Annotated in this window: 16 protein-coding genes and 1 pseudogene; 7 read left to right on the forward strand and 10 right to left on the reverse strand. The window is 28.4% G+C overall.

The window, feature by feature from the left end; genetic code table 11:
- Positions 1 to 83 precede the first annotated feature (83 nt).
- The 7 genes from QZ306_RS04175 to hisA all read right to left on the reverse strand — a co-directional run bounded on the left by QZ306_RS04175 (position 84) and on the right by hisA (position 4,989).
- On the reverse strand, positions 84 to 719 hold the full coding sequence (locus QZ306_RS04175) for a hypothetical protein (RefSeq protein WP_295161486.1): 636 nt from the start codon (positions 717 to 719) through the stop codon (positions 84 to 86).
- On the reverse strand, positions 704 to 994 hold the full coding sequence (locus tag QZ306_RS04180) for a hypothetical protein (RefSeq protein ID WP_295161488.1): 291 nt from the start codon (positions 992 to 994) through the stop codon (positions 704 to 706). The genes QZ306_RS04175 and QZ306_RS04180 overlap by 16 nt, the downstream gene beginning before the upstream one ends.
- Positions 995 to 1,039: 45 nt before the next feature.
- The gene (locus tag QZ306_RS04185; RefSeq protein ID WP_295161491.1) at positions 1,040 to 1,870 is read right to left on the reverse strand and encodes a hypothetical protein; all 831 of its coding nucleotides are present in this window, start codon (positions 1,868 to 1,870) and stop codon (positions 1,040 to 1,042) included.
- A 77-nt stretch (positions 1,871 to 1,947) separates the two neighbouring features.
- Positions 1,948 to 2,742 (reverse strand): type I methionyl aminopeptidase, encoded by a 795-nt coding sequence (map, locus tag QZ306_RS04190; RefSeq protein ID WP_295161494.1) that lies wholly within the window; start codon positions 2,740 to 2,742, stop codon positions 1,948 to 1,950.
- A 38-nt stretch (positions 2,743 to 2,780) separates the two neighbouring features.
- Positions 2,781 to 3,215, reverse strand: coding sequence for a polymer-forming cytoskeletal protein (locus QZ306_RS04195; protein WP_295161498.1), 435 nt, complete (start codon positions 3,213 to 3,215; stop codon positions 2,781 to 2,783).
- Between the two features lie 87 nt (positions 3,216 to 3,302).
- On the reverse strand, positions 3,303 to 4,262 hold the full coding sequence (locus tag QZ306_RS04200; RefSeq protein ID WP_295161500.1) for an FkbM family methyltransferase: 960 nt from the start codon (positions 4,260 to 4,262) through the stop codon (positions 3,303 to 3,305).
- Positions 4,263 to 4,275: 13 nt separating this feature from the next.
- Positions 4,276 to 4,989: a 1-(5-phosphoribosyl)-5-[(5-phosphoribosylamino)methylideneamino]imidazole-4-carboxamide isomerase gene (gene hisA, locus QZ306_RS04205; RefSeq protein ID WP_295161504.1), complete on the reverse strand. Its 714-nt coding sequence runs from the start codon at positions 4,987 to 4,989 to the stop codon at positions 4,276 to 4,278.
- A 255-nt stretch (positions 4,990 to 5,244) separates the two neighbouring features.
- On the opposite strand from hisA, the gene QZ306_RS04210 reads away from it, so the two are divergent.
- The 5 genes and pseudogenes from QZ306_RS04210 to QZ306_RS04230 all read left to right on the forward strand — a co-directional run bounded on the left by QZ306_RS04210 (position 5,245) and on the right by QZ306_RS04230 (position 8,688).
- A complete protein-coding gene (locus tag QZ306_RS04210) occupies positions 5,245 to 6,225 on the forward strand; it encodes an ankyrin repeat domain-containing protein (protein ID WP_295161507.1) in 981 nt (326 codons plus the stop codon).
- A 69-nt stretch (positions 6,226 to 6,294) separates the two neighbouring features.
- Positions 6,295 to 6,615: a hypothetical protein gene (locus tag QZ306_RS04215; protein ID WP_295161510.1), complete on the forward strand. Its 321-nt coding sequence runs from the start codon at positions 6,295 to 6,297 to the stop codon at positions 6,613 to 6,615.
- Positions 6,616 to 6,861: 246 nt separating this feature from the next.
- Positions 6,862 to 7,548 (forward strand): TrkA family potassium uptake protein, encoded by a 687-nt coding sequence (locus QZ306_RS04220; RefSeq protein ID WP_295161512.1) that lies wholly within the window; start codon positions 6,862 to 6,864, stop codon positions 7,546 to 7,548.
- Positions 7,549 to 7,550: 2 nt separating this feature from the next.
- Positions 7,551 to 7,770 (forward strand): annotated as a pseudogene (locus tag QZ306_RS10655) (DUF2905 domain-containing protein).
- Between the two features lie 414 nt (positions 7,771 to 8,184).
- Positions 8,185 to 8,688 carry a chemotaxis protein CheW gene (locus QZ306_RS04230; RefSeq protein WP_295161518.1) on the forward strand — a complete coding sequence of 168 codons (504 nt, stop codon included), beginning with the start codon at positions 8,185 to 8,187 and terminating at the stop codon, positions 8,686 to 8,688.
- Here the strand turns inward: QZ306_RS04230 and QZ306_RS04235 are convergent.
- A complete protein-coding gene (locus QZ306_RS04235; protein WP_295161520.1) occupies positions 8,685 to 9,281 on the reverse strand; it encodes a 5-formyltetrahydrofolate cyclo-ligase in 597 nt (198 codons plus the stop codon). The genes QZ306_RS04230 and QZ306_RS04235 overlap by 4 nt on opposite strands.
- Positions 9,265 to 10,017, reverse strand: coding sequence for a PilZ domain-containing protein (locus tag QZ306_RS04240; RefSeq protein ID WP_295161521.1), 753 nt, complete (start codon positions 10,015 to 10,017; stop codon positions 9,265 to 9,267). Before QZ306_RS04240 ends, QZ306_RS04235 begins: the two co-directional genes overlap by 17 nt.
- Before the next feature lie 163 nt (positions 10,018 to 10,180).
- On the opposite strand from QZ306_RS04240, the gene QZ306_RS04245 reads away from it, so the two are divergent.
- On the forward strand, positions 10,181 to 10,618 hold the full coding sequence (locus QZ306_RS04245; protein ID WP_295161523.1) for a YkvA family protein: 438 nt from the start codon (positions 10,181 to 10,183) through the stop codon (positions 10,616 to 10,618).
- Positions 10,619 to 10,620: 2 nt separating this feature from the next.
- The gene (recG, locus tag QZ306_RS04250) at positions 10,621 to 12,711 is read left to right on the forward strand and encodes an ATP-dependent DNA helicase RecG (RefSeq protein ID WP_295161525.1); all 2,091 of its coding nucleotides are present in this window, start codon (positions 10,621 to 10,623) and stop codon (positions 12,709 to 12,711) included.
- A 116-nt stretch (positions 12,712 to 12,827) separates the two neighbouring features.
- Here the strand turns inward: recG and QZ306_RS04255 are convergent, their stop codons facing one another.
- Positions 12,828 to 14,519 (reverse strand): phospho-sugar mutase, encoded by a 1,692-nt coding sequence (locus tag QZ306_RS04255; RefSeq protein WP_295161527.1) that lies wholly within the window; start codon positions 14,517 to 14,519, stop codon positions 12,828 to 12,830.
- Positions 14,520 to 14,559: the final 40 nt, after the last annotated feature.

Below are 14,559 nucleotides of genomic sequence, written 5' to 3' on the forward strand. Positions count from 1 at the left end.
TTATTTTATGATTTTTTATAAATTACAGATAAAAAAATATTGTTAATTTAAATTATTATTACTGTCAATAAAAATATTCTATATCATAATAACAAGCTTGTTTCAAGTCCCACTTTAGTTTCATAACCGAAATAACCTGACGCTCCTCTTGGCTTGCCGTAGGCAACTTTTAAAGATACTGCATATCTGTAAAATTCAACTCCTATGCTGAAGTTAACAGCTGCATTCCAAGGATTATTTATGAGTAATAATCTATCCTTTTTATCTAAAATAGCGGCAATATTTATTCCAGTAATTAAGCTTATTTCATCTTTATATATTGTGTATCTGTAATCAAGTCCTGTATGTATTCTAAAGAGCTGAGGACTGTTTCCTACAGCATTATAAGAAATTTCAGAACCTAAATAAATACTGAAATTTTTAATGTAATAATAAACAGATACGGAAGCAAATTCATAGCTGCTTCCGCTTTTTATTTTAGTATCTCCCCTAAATCCGTCTACTAAATGAGCAGATTGATGATACATAGGTATAAATCTTATTTTCATATTAATACCTGTAAGATTTTGAAGCCAAAGGTCTGCAAATACCATAAACTGACCTGAAAAATCATAAACATCAAATAATCCGCTGTTTCTTCCCAGTATAGATATTTCCATAGCGCCGCCCATGCCTACGGAAAAATATTTATTTCTATAAAACATTATCTCGCTTGCCAAACGCCCCTCAATATATACTGATACAGATTAAAATCCCAATTTGCATTCGGAGCAATAAGAGATAGGTTCTTCTCCATATTAAAGTTTTTAGCAAACAGTATTCTTCCTATAAAAGCCCTAGGATCCTGCCAGCCTGTATAATATTTATCAGTTTTATATATTCTAAAAGGATTGGTAAAAGTATAATCATCTTCTAAATAATTTAATTCATTTTCCTGAGCATATAATAATGTCATATTTAATAATACTAATAATATGATAATTATTTTTTTCATAATAAAATCCCAGAGTAAATTATAAAAAAGCAATGATAAAAAATATTAATTCAATTTATTCGGTATTCTTACATTTTTCAATGCTTCTAATCTTTGAATTATAGCCTTCTGAACATCAAAATTGCTGGGCTCCGCATTATCAAAATTATATCTGTTTGCAAGCAGCAGCACTTCTTTTTCTTTACTATAGCTGCGGGTTCTTCTGTATATTAAAGACATTCTGAATAATGATAATTTTTGTCTGTATCCGTTAATATATGATTTTCTGTAATAATCTATAGCTGCAGAGTATTTATTTCTGTTTCCGTAATGCTCTGCTAATCTGAAATATATTCTTCCTCTTTCTTCTCTTTTATAAGAATTTTCAGCCATAGAAATTATTTCTTTTTCTATGCCTGCATAATTATTTTCATCTATTAATTTTTCATATATATATAATAAACTGAAATATGAATCCAGTTTGTAAGCGGGTATTGTAAGATTGGAGGAAAGATTTATAGCCTTTCTGTATTCTTCTATAGCCAGACGATAAGAAGCCATTCCTCCCTGCTCTGCAGGATTGCCTCCCTCTTTTTCATATATAACGCCTAAAAAATAATGTGCATCTGCATTGTCGGGATAATACATCAGAGTTTTATTCATTATATAAAGAGCATAAGAAATATCTCCTTTATATATTGATCTTTTAGCCTCGCCTATATATACCCAAGCTGGTTCTAATTTGCCGTTAAATAATGATCCGTAAGCATTGGTATCTATGATAACTGTCTTTACCGAGTCTGATTCTATATTTTGAGTATTAAGATATTGTTCCTGAGGATATATTGAAAAACAAGTCAATACTGCTGTAATAAATATAAAAAATATATGCTTCATAATTTATCTGCTGAAATATTATATATTTGTTATCGGTATTATAAATTTTTACATTATATAATTTTTAATTAAATATGTTAACTATTCATGTATTTATTGACTATTTCATCATCATTCAAAGCGGTCAGTATTTCAACTCCGTCCTCTTTAACTGCTATGGTATGCTCATAATGCGCAGATAATGAACCGTCTCTTGTGATAATAGTCCAGTCATCATCTTCTATTAAAATAGCATGATGCCCCATATTTACCATAGGTTCTATTGCTATAACCATATTTGTTTTTAGTATAGGTCCTGCCCCTTGCTTTCCTCTGTTAGGCACAGGAGGTTCTTCATGCAGATTAGCACCTACGCCATGACCTTGAAATTCTCTTACTAAAGAATAACCTGCATCTTCAGCCGTTTTCTGTATGGCATAGGAAACATCGCCCAAATGTATGCCGTCTCTGATTTTTTTTACTCCGTTGAAAAATGATTCCATAGTGGTATCTACCAATCTTGAAGCCTCTTTTGATACATTTCCTACTTTGAAAGTAAATGCTCTGTCGGAATGATAACCTTTGAAATATACTCCTATATCGATGCCTATTATATCTCCGCTTTTTAGAATTTTATTTTTACTTGGTATTCCATGTATTACTTCATTATTTATTGAGGCGCATACGGAGCTTGGAAAGGGAGGATTGCCGTAGCCTTTAAATGACGGTTTTGCATTTTTTTTTCTTATATAGTCATATACAAATTTATCTATTTCTTTAGTGGATATGCCTGGCTGAACTATTTTTTCAACTTCTTTAAATACATTGGCAAGTATATTGCCGCTTTCTCTCATTAAATTTATTTCAGCCTGAGTTTTTATTTTTATAGCCATTTATTCATACACCTTTATAATTAAAAAATACTATTGCCTTAATTATTATCTGTAGTATTAAAAGTATTTTCGGATACATTATCTTCAGTTTTTATTCCTGTAAATGATTCATGAACCACTTTTGTAATATCTTTTTTCTGACCGCCTGTTATTGTCATTTCTCCCTGTATTACAGCACCTTCTCCTACATCTATTTTAGGAGCCTCAATATTTCCTAATACTCTTCCTGTTTCAATTAAAATAACTTCTTTTTGAGCATCTATATTTCCTATTAAAGTACCTGCTATTGTAATGCTTTCGGTTATAATAGTGCTTGTTTTTACTTTTCCGTTAGGTCCTATAATTAAATGTCCGTCTATTTTTAATTCTCCTTCAAATTTACCGTCTATCTGAAAAGATCCCTTAACTATAAAAGTACCTTTGAAAGATGATCCGTCTCCTATAACGCTATTTATCATATCTCTTTTTACCATAAATTTAAACTCCTAAATATATGCTTTAATTTTATAAGTATAGCTGTAAAAAGTCAATATTTATAATAATTTATAACATATTTTTATCTATTTTTCAGGTATGCAGAAAAGAATTGTCTCTCCTCCCCAAGGCGAGAATGTCCTTATATAATAATTATAATTCTCCGTTATATTTTTTATGAATATAGGAATTTTATAAAAATCTTCCATAAAAAGTTCGCCTCCATGATATACTGCAACGGCAAGAGATGGTCTGAATTTTTTTATCGTATTTACGCTTCCTTTAAGTATATTTATTTCGGCTCCTTCAACATCCATTTTTAAATAATCTATTTTGTTAAAATTATTGCTTTCTACAAATTCATCTACAGTAACGGCATTCATTTTTACAATAGGAGTATTCGGAGTCATAGATACAAAATCAATAGCTTCATTTTTACTGGAAAACAGCATATTTTCTAAAATTACATTATTCAGCTTATATTTTTCTTTTATAATTTTTAAAGTATCATAAGCATTTTTATCAGGCTCAAAAGCATAAATCTTTGCACCTAAGCTGCATTTTTTTGAAAAGAAATATGCTGTGTCTCCTTTCCAAGCTCCTATATCAAATATTACAGATTCATTATTTACTTCAAAAATATTTTTTATATTATACTGTTCAAGCCCGAATATATAAAAAAGCAGGAAATTTTCTATTTCTTTAGGATATTTATATTTCTGCAGACTAAATAAAAATCTTTTTATACCCCATGAAAATATATTAATAGCTCCGTATTTTATACTCAGCTTTATTTTTTCTTTTATATCAGTAAAGCTGTCTCTGTGAAATGATAGTATATATCTGTATTTTACTATTTTCTTAAATAGATTTTTTGAATATTCTTCTTCAAGCATATTATAAAAAATTTCAAAGCTGTTATCTCTTTCATTTTTTATAGCTTTTATAAAGCTGTCGCTGTTTTCTATTTTTTCAATTTCTTCTTTTGAGAATGTTTTATTAACTGTTTTTCTGCATTCTTCCAATATTTTAATTATTTCTTTCATAAATATTTAATTTTTATTCTGAGATTTCTATAATTTTTTTCAAATCAATTTTTCCTTCATATAAAGCTTTTCCTACTATAGCACCGTCAATATTCATATCTTTAAGAGCTTTAATCTCTTTTTCAAAAGTAATGCCTCCTGAAGCTATGATTTTGCATGAAAGTTTTTCTCTTAATTCCTTATATATTTCTAAATTGGTTCCAGATAATTTACCGTCTTTTGAAATATCTGTATATATTATTGTATCAATTCCCATACTGTCAAGTTTTATGCAGAAATCTGTAGAATCAAGTTCTCTTATTTCTTTCCAGCCTTTAACGGCTATCTTTCTGTTTCTTGAGTCTATTGATACAGCTATGCTTTTATTATATTTATTTATCATTTTTTCGGTAAAATTAATATCTTCAATTGCCATAGTTCCAAGTATGGTTCTTTTTACTCCTATATCCAAATATTTTTTTATAGTTTCTTCATTTCTGATGCCGCCTCCCACCTCCGTAAATAAGCTGCATTTTTTTATTATTTTTTCTATGGTCTTAAAATTAACAGTCTCTCCTTCGCTTGCACCATCCAAATCAACAATATGCAAATAAGAACTCCCGCTTTCTATAAAAAAATCCAATATCTCTGAAGGATCTTTGAAATAAATAGTTTTATTATTATAATCTCCCTCTGTAAGTCTTACTACTTCTCCGTTTTTTAAATCTATTGCAGGCAGTATATGCATTTTGTATACCTCTAATTTTTGTTATTTTCTTTTAAATAAAATATGTTTTTATTATATCATAAAAAAATATTTTTAATAATATTATATTTTAAAAAATTAAATCTGCTTTAAAGTTATATGAATGGAGTATTGGGATTATATATTGAATAATATTAATATAGTAAAAAGACATGTATTATTAATGCATGCTTTATATTTTAATTGATATAATTATATGTATATGTTAATATTTTAATATGTACAGGAGGTTTTATTATGAGATTTATTATATGCATACTTTTATCTGTATTAGCCCTTTTATCATGCGATCAGAAATCGGATATTTCAGAAAATCTGAATACATATAAAAATGAAGCGCCTTCGGATATTGACAATATAGTTCAGGATATGTTGCTCAAAGATGCTTTGGCAAAATATGAAGGAAGAACTTCTATGGGTATAATAGAAGATTTGCTTTCATCAGGTAATGTTAATAATACTCTTTCTGATACTGTAATAATAGTAAATGAAGATGATACGGAATACGATCTTAATGTAGCATTCTATGAAGGAACTACGGCTTTAATGATAGCATCTTATTACGGATATGCAGATTTGGTTAATGCGCTTATACAGAACAATGCTGATGTTAACTTAAAAAATAAAGAAAATTATACGGCTCTTTTATATGCTGCGGATATATGGTCAAGACAAGGTATCGGAATATATGACAGCAACTATAATGTTGTTGAGCTCTTAGTGTCTAATAATGCAGATATTAACGCCGTTAATAATTATGGATGGAGTGCTTTATTTTTTGCCGCAGGTAATTCTAATCCTGATGTGGTATCTCTTTTGACGGATAACGGAGCCGATATTAATTTGATATCTGATGAGGGAATAACTCCTCTTTTATTAGCTTATGATAATGAAAGCATAAAAATATTGTCAAAGACAACAAATATTAATATGGGTAATTTTGCAGGCGTAACTCCTTTGATAAAATTTTCAGGAGCGGATATATCTCCCGAAGCTATTAATATTTTAATTGAAAACGGTGCCGATGTAAATATAGTAGATAAAGACGGAGACAGTGCCCTTTCAGTTGCTATTGAAAACGGTAATTTTGATATTGCTTTAATACTTCTTGATAATAATGCCGATCCAAATTTGTCGAATAAAAAGGCTGATGAGCTTGCCTATATTGCCAGAGAATTAGGCAATGAAGAAATTGCATCTATGCTTTATAAATATTAATTATTTTGACAAAATCTATTTATTTAGTATAATTACTATATGAAATATAATAATTAATTGGAGTTTTGCATGTTTGATAATAATATTCACTATATAAGAAAGGAACTTGAATCTATTTATAAAATTATAGTGGAAAATTTAGGTAAGGAATTATTGAATACTGAAATTAAGCGTTTGGAATACGAGCCTAAAATGGATAGGATTAATATTAATAATTTTATTTTTATAAGACTTACCTTTGAAAATGAATATGATCATAAAGAATTATATTATGATATATATATTGAAGATGAAGACGGAAATGATGTAGAGAGGGCTTTAATCAGCGTGGAAAAGCCGTTTACTAAGGTTGTTGATAAAATAGATTATTTGGTAAAACTGAATTATTAGCCTTATAATTTACAATTTAATATTTTTACAGTAATAGTAAGAAACAAATTTTTTTGAATATTTCTTCCATTTATTTTGCACCATTTATTAAATAGTATATTTTCTAAATATTGAGTTCCGAAAATAATTAAAATTATATATCTTTTTATATGCAGAGATAGAAATTATAAAAATATTTTTGACAATTTTTTATATTATTTTATAATAAAAATATGGATTAACAGAGATAAAAACAGGGGTATTAATATGCTTCAATATGCCGTTATAGGAGTAGGTACTTTAGGTAAGGCTTTAATTTACAGACTTATGACAAAGCCTTCTATTGAGGTGTTTGCTATAGATAATGATATAAATGAAATAGAAGCTATAAAAAACAGCGTAACTCAGGCTATGCGTTTGGATTCTACTCAAAAAGAGGCTCTTGAAGCTATTGAAATTAATAAATTTGATGCCGTTATACTTACAATAGGCGAAGATATGATGACTAGTATATTAACTGCATTGCTTTTAAAAGAACTTAATGTAAAAAATATTATAGCCAGATATTCAAATGAAAAACATAAAGCTATACTTAGTATGATAGGCATAACCCATTTAGTAAGCCCTGAAGAGTCTATGGGAATACATATAGCGGAACAGCTTGAGGTAGGCGATACAGTTTTGCTTTATGATTTAACCGAATATCATTCTATAGTAGAGTTTCCAGTTCATGGAGGTCTTGCTGGTAAAAATTTCAAGGAGCTTGATTTAAGAAAAAAATATAAAATTAATGTTGTTGCCGTAAAAAAAGAAACAGTCGGAATATTGGGAGAAAAAAAAGTTATTGTTGATTGCACCCCAGACCCTGATGTTCCTATGACTGAGGGGGATATACTTATTATTGCAGGACATGATAAGGATATAGAAAAAATGCATAAAAAAATGGCTGAATAATTATGAATATTCAAATTGCTAAACTTTTTATAGTAATAGGTATTGTATTTATAATAATAGGAATTTTGTTTTTACTTAATATTAAAATACCTTTCGGCAAACTTCATGATGATATAGTAATAAAAAAATAGAATTTTATTTTTTATTTTCCTATGATGACTAGTATAATTGTCCATTGTATTATTATCTTTTATAATGTGGATAATATCTATATTTTATTAAAGTATTAAAATTAAATATATAAATATTATTTTATATAAAAAATAATCAATTTATAATTAAAAACAGCTTTTCTATATTCTAATAAGAATGATATAAATATTTTTATATTGAAGTTATATATAACTGCTTTAACAGTTTTAATGATAAGTATTATATAATTCTATAATTTTTTAAATGATAAATTATTAAAGAAAATAATATTCGCTATAACAATATATAGTCAGCAAAATTAAACCTATTGCTTATATTATTGACTTTTAACTGAAAGTATAATAAAATATGTACTACCGAAATTCAGGTGATATTTTATCTTTAATATTTTTACTTTTGATTGCAAATATTTTTTATTGATATAAAATATAATAAATCATTTCCGATAATATATTAACCGTTAAAATTATGGAGGCATAATAAATGGCAGAGCAGCAATCTGTGGAAAGTACAGAAAACAGAGCTGATATTGAAGATAGTACAAACCTTGTTACCTTTAGATTGGGTAACGGAGAATATGCTATAGATATCATGCAGGCTAAAGAAATAATAAAAATGGAGAAAATAACCCTTATTCCGAATGCCCCAGAGTTTGTTGAAGGCGTAATAAATCTGCGCGGTAATATTATTCCTATAATTGATTTAAAAAAGAGATTTAATTTAGAAGAGACAGAAGGCGATAAAAATACAGGTATTATAATAGTAAAAATAGAAGATGTTGATATGGGTATTATTATAGATGCCATATCCAAAGTAGTATCTATTTCTAATTCTGATATTCAGCCTCCTCCTCCTGTGCTGTCTGGAATAGGTCAGAAATATATTAAAGGAGTCGGAAAGTTAGAGGATAAGTTATTGGTAGTTTTAGATTTGGAAAAATTATTTGCATCCGATGAAGAAGAGGAAGAAGAATCAACTGATAATTAAAAAGATGCTGTTATTATCTTACTTTCGCTTATAATAATGTCTAATATTTCATCGTTATCGTCTTTAGGTATTGATGGTAATATTTGATAATCATATGCTAAGCCTACTCTTAAAGCATTTTTGTTTAGTTTCAAAATATTGTCATAGTATCCACTGCCGAATCCTAATCTTCCGCATTTCTCATCAAATACTAATGCAGGTATTATAAACATTGATACTTCTTCTATATCGCAGTCTTTGCAATATTCAAAAGGCTCTCCGTTTCCGAACTTTGTGTTTCTGTTAATATCTTTATCATAATCATTAATATATTTTAACTTCATATTATGATTATCAATTAGAAAAGGAACTGATATTTTAATTTTATTATCCAAAGCATATTTTATTATGCTGTAAGTGGAAACTTCATTATTGAAGTCTATATATACAGAAATAGAATTAAATTTATTTATATTTACTATATTTTTAAATTTTTTGTATATAATCAGGCTTTTTGTCTGCACAAAAGATAAATCTAAATTATTTCTTATAAGTTTAAAAGAGTTTCTTATTAATTGTTTTGCTTCTTTAACATTATTAAGAGAAGTTTTCATCTTTTAATTCTACTAAAATTTCCTGCAGAAGCTTATCTTTTATTATTTGGTCAATAATTTTTTGAGATGCCATTCCTATATCTACAAATTGCACTGCAAAACCTTTAGGCAAATCAGCTTTTTGATTTTCATTATTTATCCACACAACTTTGGCTTCCGTAAGAAGTTTAAAATCTTTAAAAGATATGGTAAGCCCCAGCATATCACCTTTTTCAGGTATATTGGTGTCTGAAGATATATATGCCCCGTTTCCGCTTATAGATAATATATTTCTGTCAATAGTTCCTCTTATTTTATCTTTATATGCAATAATTACATTTAAAGGCCAATTTACTCTGGAGTACTGCCTTCTTTTTTTACCGTCATCAGATATTTTTGATATTTCAATCTCTATAGCATTTACTATTGCAGAAATATCCGTATTTTTATTAAATATTAAAGCATTATCATATAAATTGCTGTTAAAATCTTCATCTACATCGGTAAGAACTAATTTTATCTGAGGATTTATCTGTTTTATTTTTTCTATAAATAGTGATATGCTATCTTTTTCATGATCATTATATTTCATAATATAAAAATATATATTCAGATTATTTTCTATAATATGCGGCAGAGAAGAACTTGTATCATTAAAAGTGCTTATATCATACATATTATTGAAAGCATTTTTATATTTCATTAAAACAGACGGATTATTTTCTATTATTACACCCTTCATTTGTTCTTTGTTCATTATTTTATTTCCTACCTTAATTATTTACCTTGCTTTTTAATTATAACATTAATTTATTATTTATGCAATATTTTAATATAAAAAATACAAATTGAAAATTATTTATAATTTTTTAGAATTATGTTATAATTATAAATAATTATAATTTTGTAAGGGTCTATTTATGGAAAAAGTAAATGATAAGGCAAAAAAATTATGGGATAATATTTCTTCAAATATTACTGCAGATAAATTAAAATCTATTATTGAGAAGTCTCAGAAAATATTAAGTTTATCTTCATCGCCTCATATTTCTAAATTTTTGAATAATATACAGATTATGATAAATATGATAGGAGATTATATTAATGGTAATTATAAAGATATACCATGGAAAACTATTGCATCTGTGGCGGGAGCTTTAATATATTTGATAATGCCTCTTGACGCCATACCTGATATTATACCTATTGCAGGATTATTAGATGATGCATTTATTATAGGCTTATGCATAAAATGCTTTTCAGACGATTTGGGAAAATATGCAAAATGGAAATATGCAGAGGATTATAAAGAAAATGATGATAAATCAGAATATCCAGAAGATAAACGGGAAATATAGTTTTGTCGGATAATAGCTACAGCAGAGATATATTCTCTAAAAGTATAAAATATTTAAAAGGCGTAGGTTCTAAGTATGCTGAGATATTGTCAAAAAAAGGCATAATTACATTATACGATTTAATAATGTTTTTTCCTAGAACTTATGATGACAGAAGAAAAACTTTAAAATTGTATGAGGCTTTAGAAAATAAAGAAAAAAACAGCGTTGTATATGTTGAGATTATAGATATATCAAGCTTTACTTTTCAATATAAAAATAAGCCTTTGATTATAGTTACCGACGGTGTTTCTATATGTGAGGTACCAATTTACGGAGGAAGACTTCCTAAAGGAGCTGCTAAGGGCGAAAAGCTTTATCTTACAGGTAAATTTTTAAGAAGCTCAAGAGGAAAATTACAATGCAGAATGACAGAATTTGAAAAGCCTTCCTCAAATGCATTATCCTATGGAAAAATAGTTCCAATATATCCTCTTACAGAAGGGCTTTCTCAAAAAAAACTTAGGACGCTTATTGTAAATGAGCTTGCAGTATTTGAAAAAAATATGAAATATGATATACCGAGCATCATAAAGAAAAAGTATAGGCTTAAAAGTTTTGTTTCATCAATTATGGAGATGCATTTTCCGACTTCTTTTGAGGCTCTTGATGAGGCTAGAAAAAGCCTTATTTTTGAAGAGTTTTTAACTTTTCAATATATACATTTAAGTGAAAGAAGACCTAATATCCTTTTAAAAGAAAAGAGATATAATTCTTCGGATATGCTTGAAAAAGTAAAATCAAATTTAACTTTTGAGTTGACATCTGATCAATTAAATATGGTAAAGGAAATAAAAGAAGATTTATTTTCAAACAAGCAGATGTTCAGACTTCTTCAGGGAGATGTTGGTTCTGGTAAAACTATAGCGGCATTTTTAACTGCATTAATACCTGCAGAATCTGGATTTCAAACGGCATTTTTAGCGCCTACAGAAATATTAGCTTTGCAGCATTATAATACTTTTAAGAAAATTATTAGAGATGCAGGATTGGAAGATATAGTAAAAATAGATATATTAACCTCTTCTGTAAATCAAAATGAAAGAGGCTATTTATTAAAAAGACTTAGAGAAGGAAAAATAAGTATATTAGTAGGAACGCATTCTATTATTTATGATGAAGTTGTATTTAAAAATCTTTCCTATGCAATAGTTGATGAACAGCAGAGATTTGGAGCTGCCCAGAGAAATAAGCTATTGTCCAAAGGCTCAAATGTGGATTATCTTCTTATGACGGCAACCCCCATACCTCAGTCATTGGCATTAACATTATTTGGAGAATTGGACTTATCTATTATAAAGAGTATGCCTGGCGGAAGAAAAGGAGTGCTGACAAAATATAAAGAACTTTATGAAAGGGATCATTGCTATAAATTTTTAAAAAGCAGAGTGTCAAAAGGAGAGCAGGGCTATATTGTGTTTCCTCTGATAGAAAATAACGATTCAAGTTTTATAACTCTTTCAAGCGAATTTCAAAGGGCTAAAACGACATATTTTTCAGATATGCAGATAGAAATAATACATGGAAAAATGAAAGATGAAGAAAAAGAATATATAATGAATAGATTTTTTTTAGGAGAAATAAAAGTATTATTCTCTACAACAGTAATAGAGGTTGGAATTGATAATCCTAATGCTACAACAATATTAATAGAAGGTGCAGAGCGTTTCGGTTTATCTCAGCTTCATCAGCTGAGGGGGCGTGTTGGACGTGGAGATAAATTAGGATATTGCTATTTGATACTTCACAGCGAATTAAATGATATTATAAAAGAAAGAATTAATATAATATGCGAAACTACTGACGGATTTAAAATATCTGAAAAAGATTTGGAATTAAGAGGGGCAGGCGAGTTTTTAGGAGATAGGCAAAGCGGTATACCTGATTTTAAGCTTGGAAATATTATAAAAGATAAAGAAATAATGCGTAAGGCAAAAGATGAAATGCGTTCTTTATTAAGAGATGAAAACTCAAAAGAAACTTTTTATAAAGAAAATGAAGATTTTATAATAAAAGCTTATTATTTAAAATCACGGATAGTTAAAGATGAATAATTTATTTAACGAGTTTTGAATCTTTATAATATAAAATTTTAAAATAATTTTATCTATAATAATATAATTTAATAAAAAATAAGCCTTATTTTTTAATAAGGCTTATTCAGTTTTTATTATTCTTTTATAAACTTTTTGAAATCATCTACTTTTTCTTTAGCGGCTGCAAGTCTTTTATCTTTGCTTTCTTTTACGCAGACTTCAAAGTAGAATTTAATTTTAGGCTCTGTACCGGAAGGTCTTATTGTAATTTTTGTTTTATCTGCAAGTATATATTGAAGAACATTAGATTTAGGGAGAGTAATATCTTTTATTTTTTTGCCTGTGTTATTATAAACTTCTTTTTTTTCATAGTCGCTTACAGCTTCAACTTGAACTCCTGAAATTTCCGCAGGTAAATTATTTCTGTAGTAAGTCATCAAATCTTCTATGGCTTTAGCTCCGTCGGCGCCTTTTTTAGTTATTGAAATGGTTTCTTCATAGAAATAACCGTATTTTTCATAAATGCTTTCCAAATAATCGGCTAAAGTAATATTGCTGTCTTTGCAGTAAGCCAGCACTTCGGCAAGCATTAAACATGAACTTACGGCATCTTTATCGCGTACATTTGAATTGATGCAGTAGCCGAAACTCTCTTCAAAACCGAATAAATATGTTCCTTCTTTATCCCTTTCTATAATATCTGCAATCCATTTAAAGCCTGTAAGCACATCATAAATATTAACATTATTTGCATCGGCAATAGCTTTTGCAAGCTCTGTAGTTACTATTGTTTTTACTATGTATGGATTTTTAATATTTTTTTTATTAGTAATAAGATAATATGCCATAATAGATCCGATTTGATTTCCTGTAAGGTATATATAGCTTCCGTCTTTAGTAAGCAAAGCGCAGCCCATTCTATCGCAGTCAGGGTCTGTGCCCATTACAAGTTCTGCTCCTATTTCTTTAGCTTTTTTTACGGCAATTTCCAATGCTTCAGGGTTTTCAGGGTTAGGCGATTCCACAGTAGGAAAGTTTCCGTCTGGAGGCTGAGCGGTTTCTAATGTTGTCAGATTAGTAAATCCAGCCTTTCTTAAAGCTTCAGGAACCATTTTATATCCTGATCCATGAATAGGAGTATAAACTATTTTTATATCATGATGTTTTTTTATTATATCTGGGTTAACTAAATAATTCATTAAATCATTCATATATTTATCTTCAATATCTTTTCCTATGATGGTAATTTTAGAAGGATCTCCCATTTTTACTTCTTCAGGCTTAACTTTCAATACTTCATCTATTATGTTTTTATCATGAGGAGGTATAACCTGAGCCCCGTCAGTCCAATAAACTTTATATCCGTTATATTCTTTAGGGTTATGACTTGCTGTAACAACTATGCCTGCTATACAGCCCAGACTTCTAACAGCATAAGAAAGAAGCGAAATAGGGTGAATATCATCATATAGGTAAACATTAATACCGTTTGAAGAAAGTATTTCTGCAGCTGCTTTTGAAAATGTATCTGAATTATTTCTTGAGTCATATCCTATAGCAACTTTATAATTGTTTTTGTTTTGTTTTAATATGTAATTAGCCAAGCCTTGAGTTGCCACGCCTACGGTATATTTATTCATTCTGTTAGTACCTGCCCCCATTATTCCTCTAAGTCCGCCTGTACCGAATTCCAAATCTTTGTAGAATGCATCTGTTAATTCTTTTTCATTTCCTGCATCCAGCAATGCTTTAATTTCTTTTTTAGTTTCTTCATCATAAGAACCGTTAAGCCATGAATCAATTCTTGCTTTTACTTCTTGTTCCATATACATACCTCTATATAATATTAATTTTTAAATAAATTTA

Origin of the sequence: uncultured Brachyspira sp., from assembly GCF_910588665.1 — a bacterium.
In the GTDB taxonomy this organism is placed as follows: domain Bacteria; phylum Spirochaetota; class Brachyspiria; order Brachyspirales; family Brachyspiraceae; genus Brachyspira.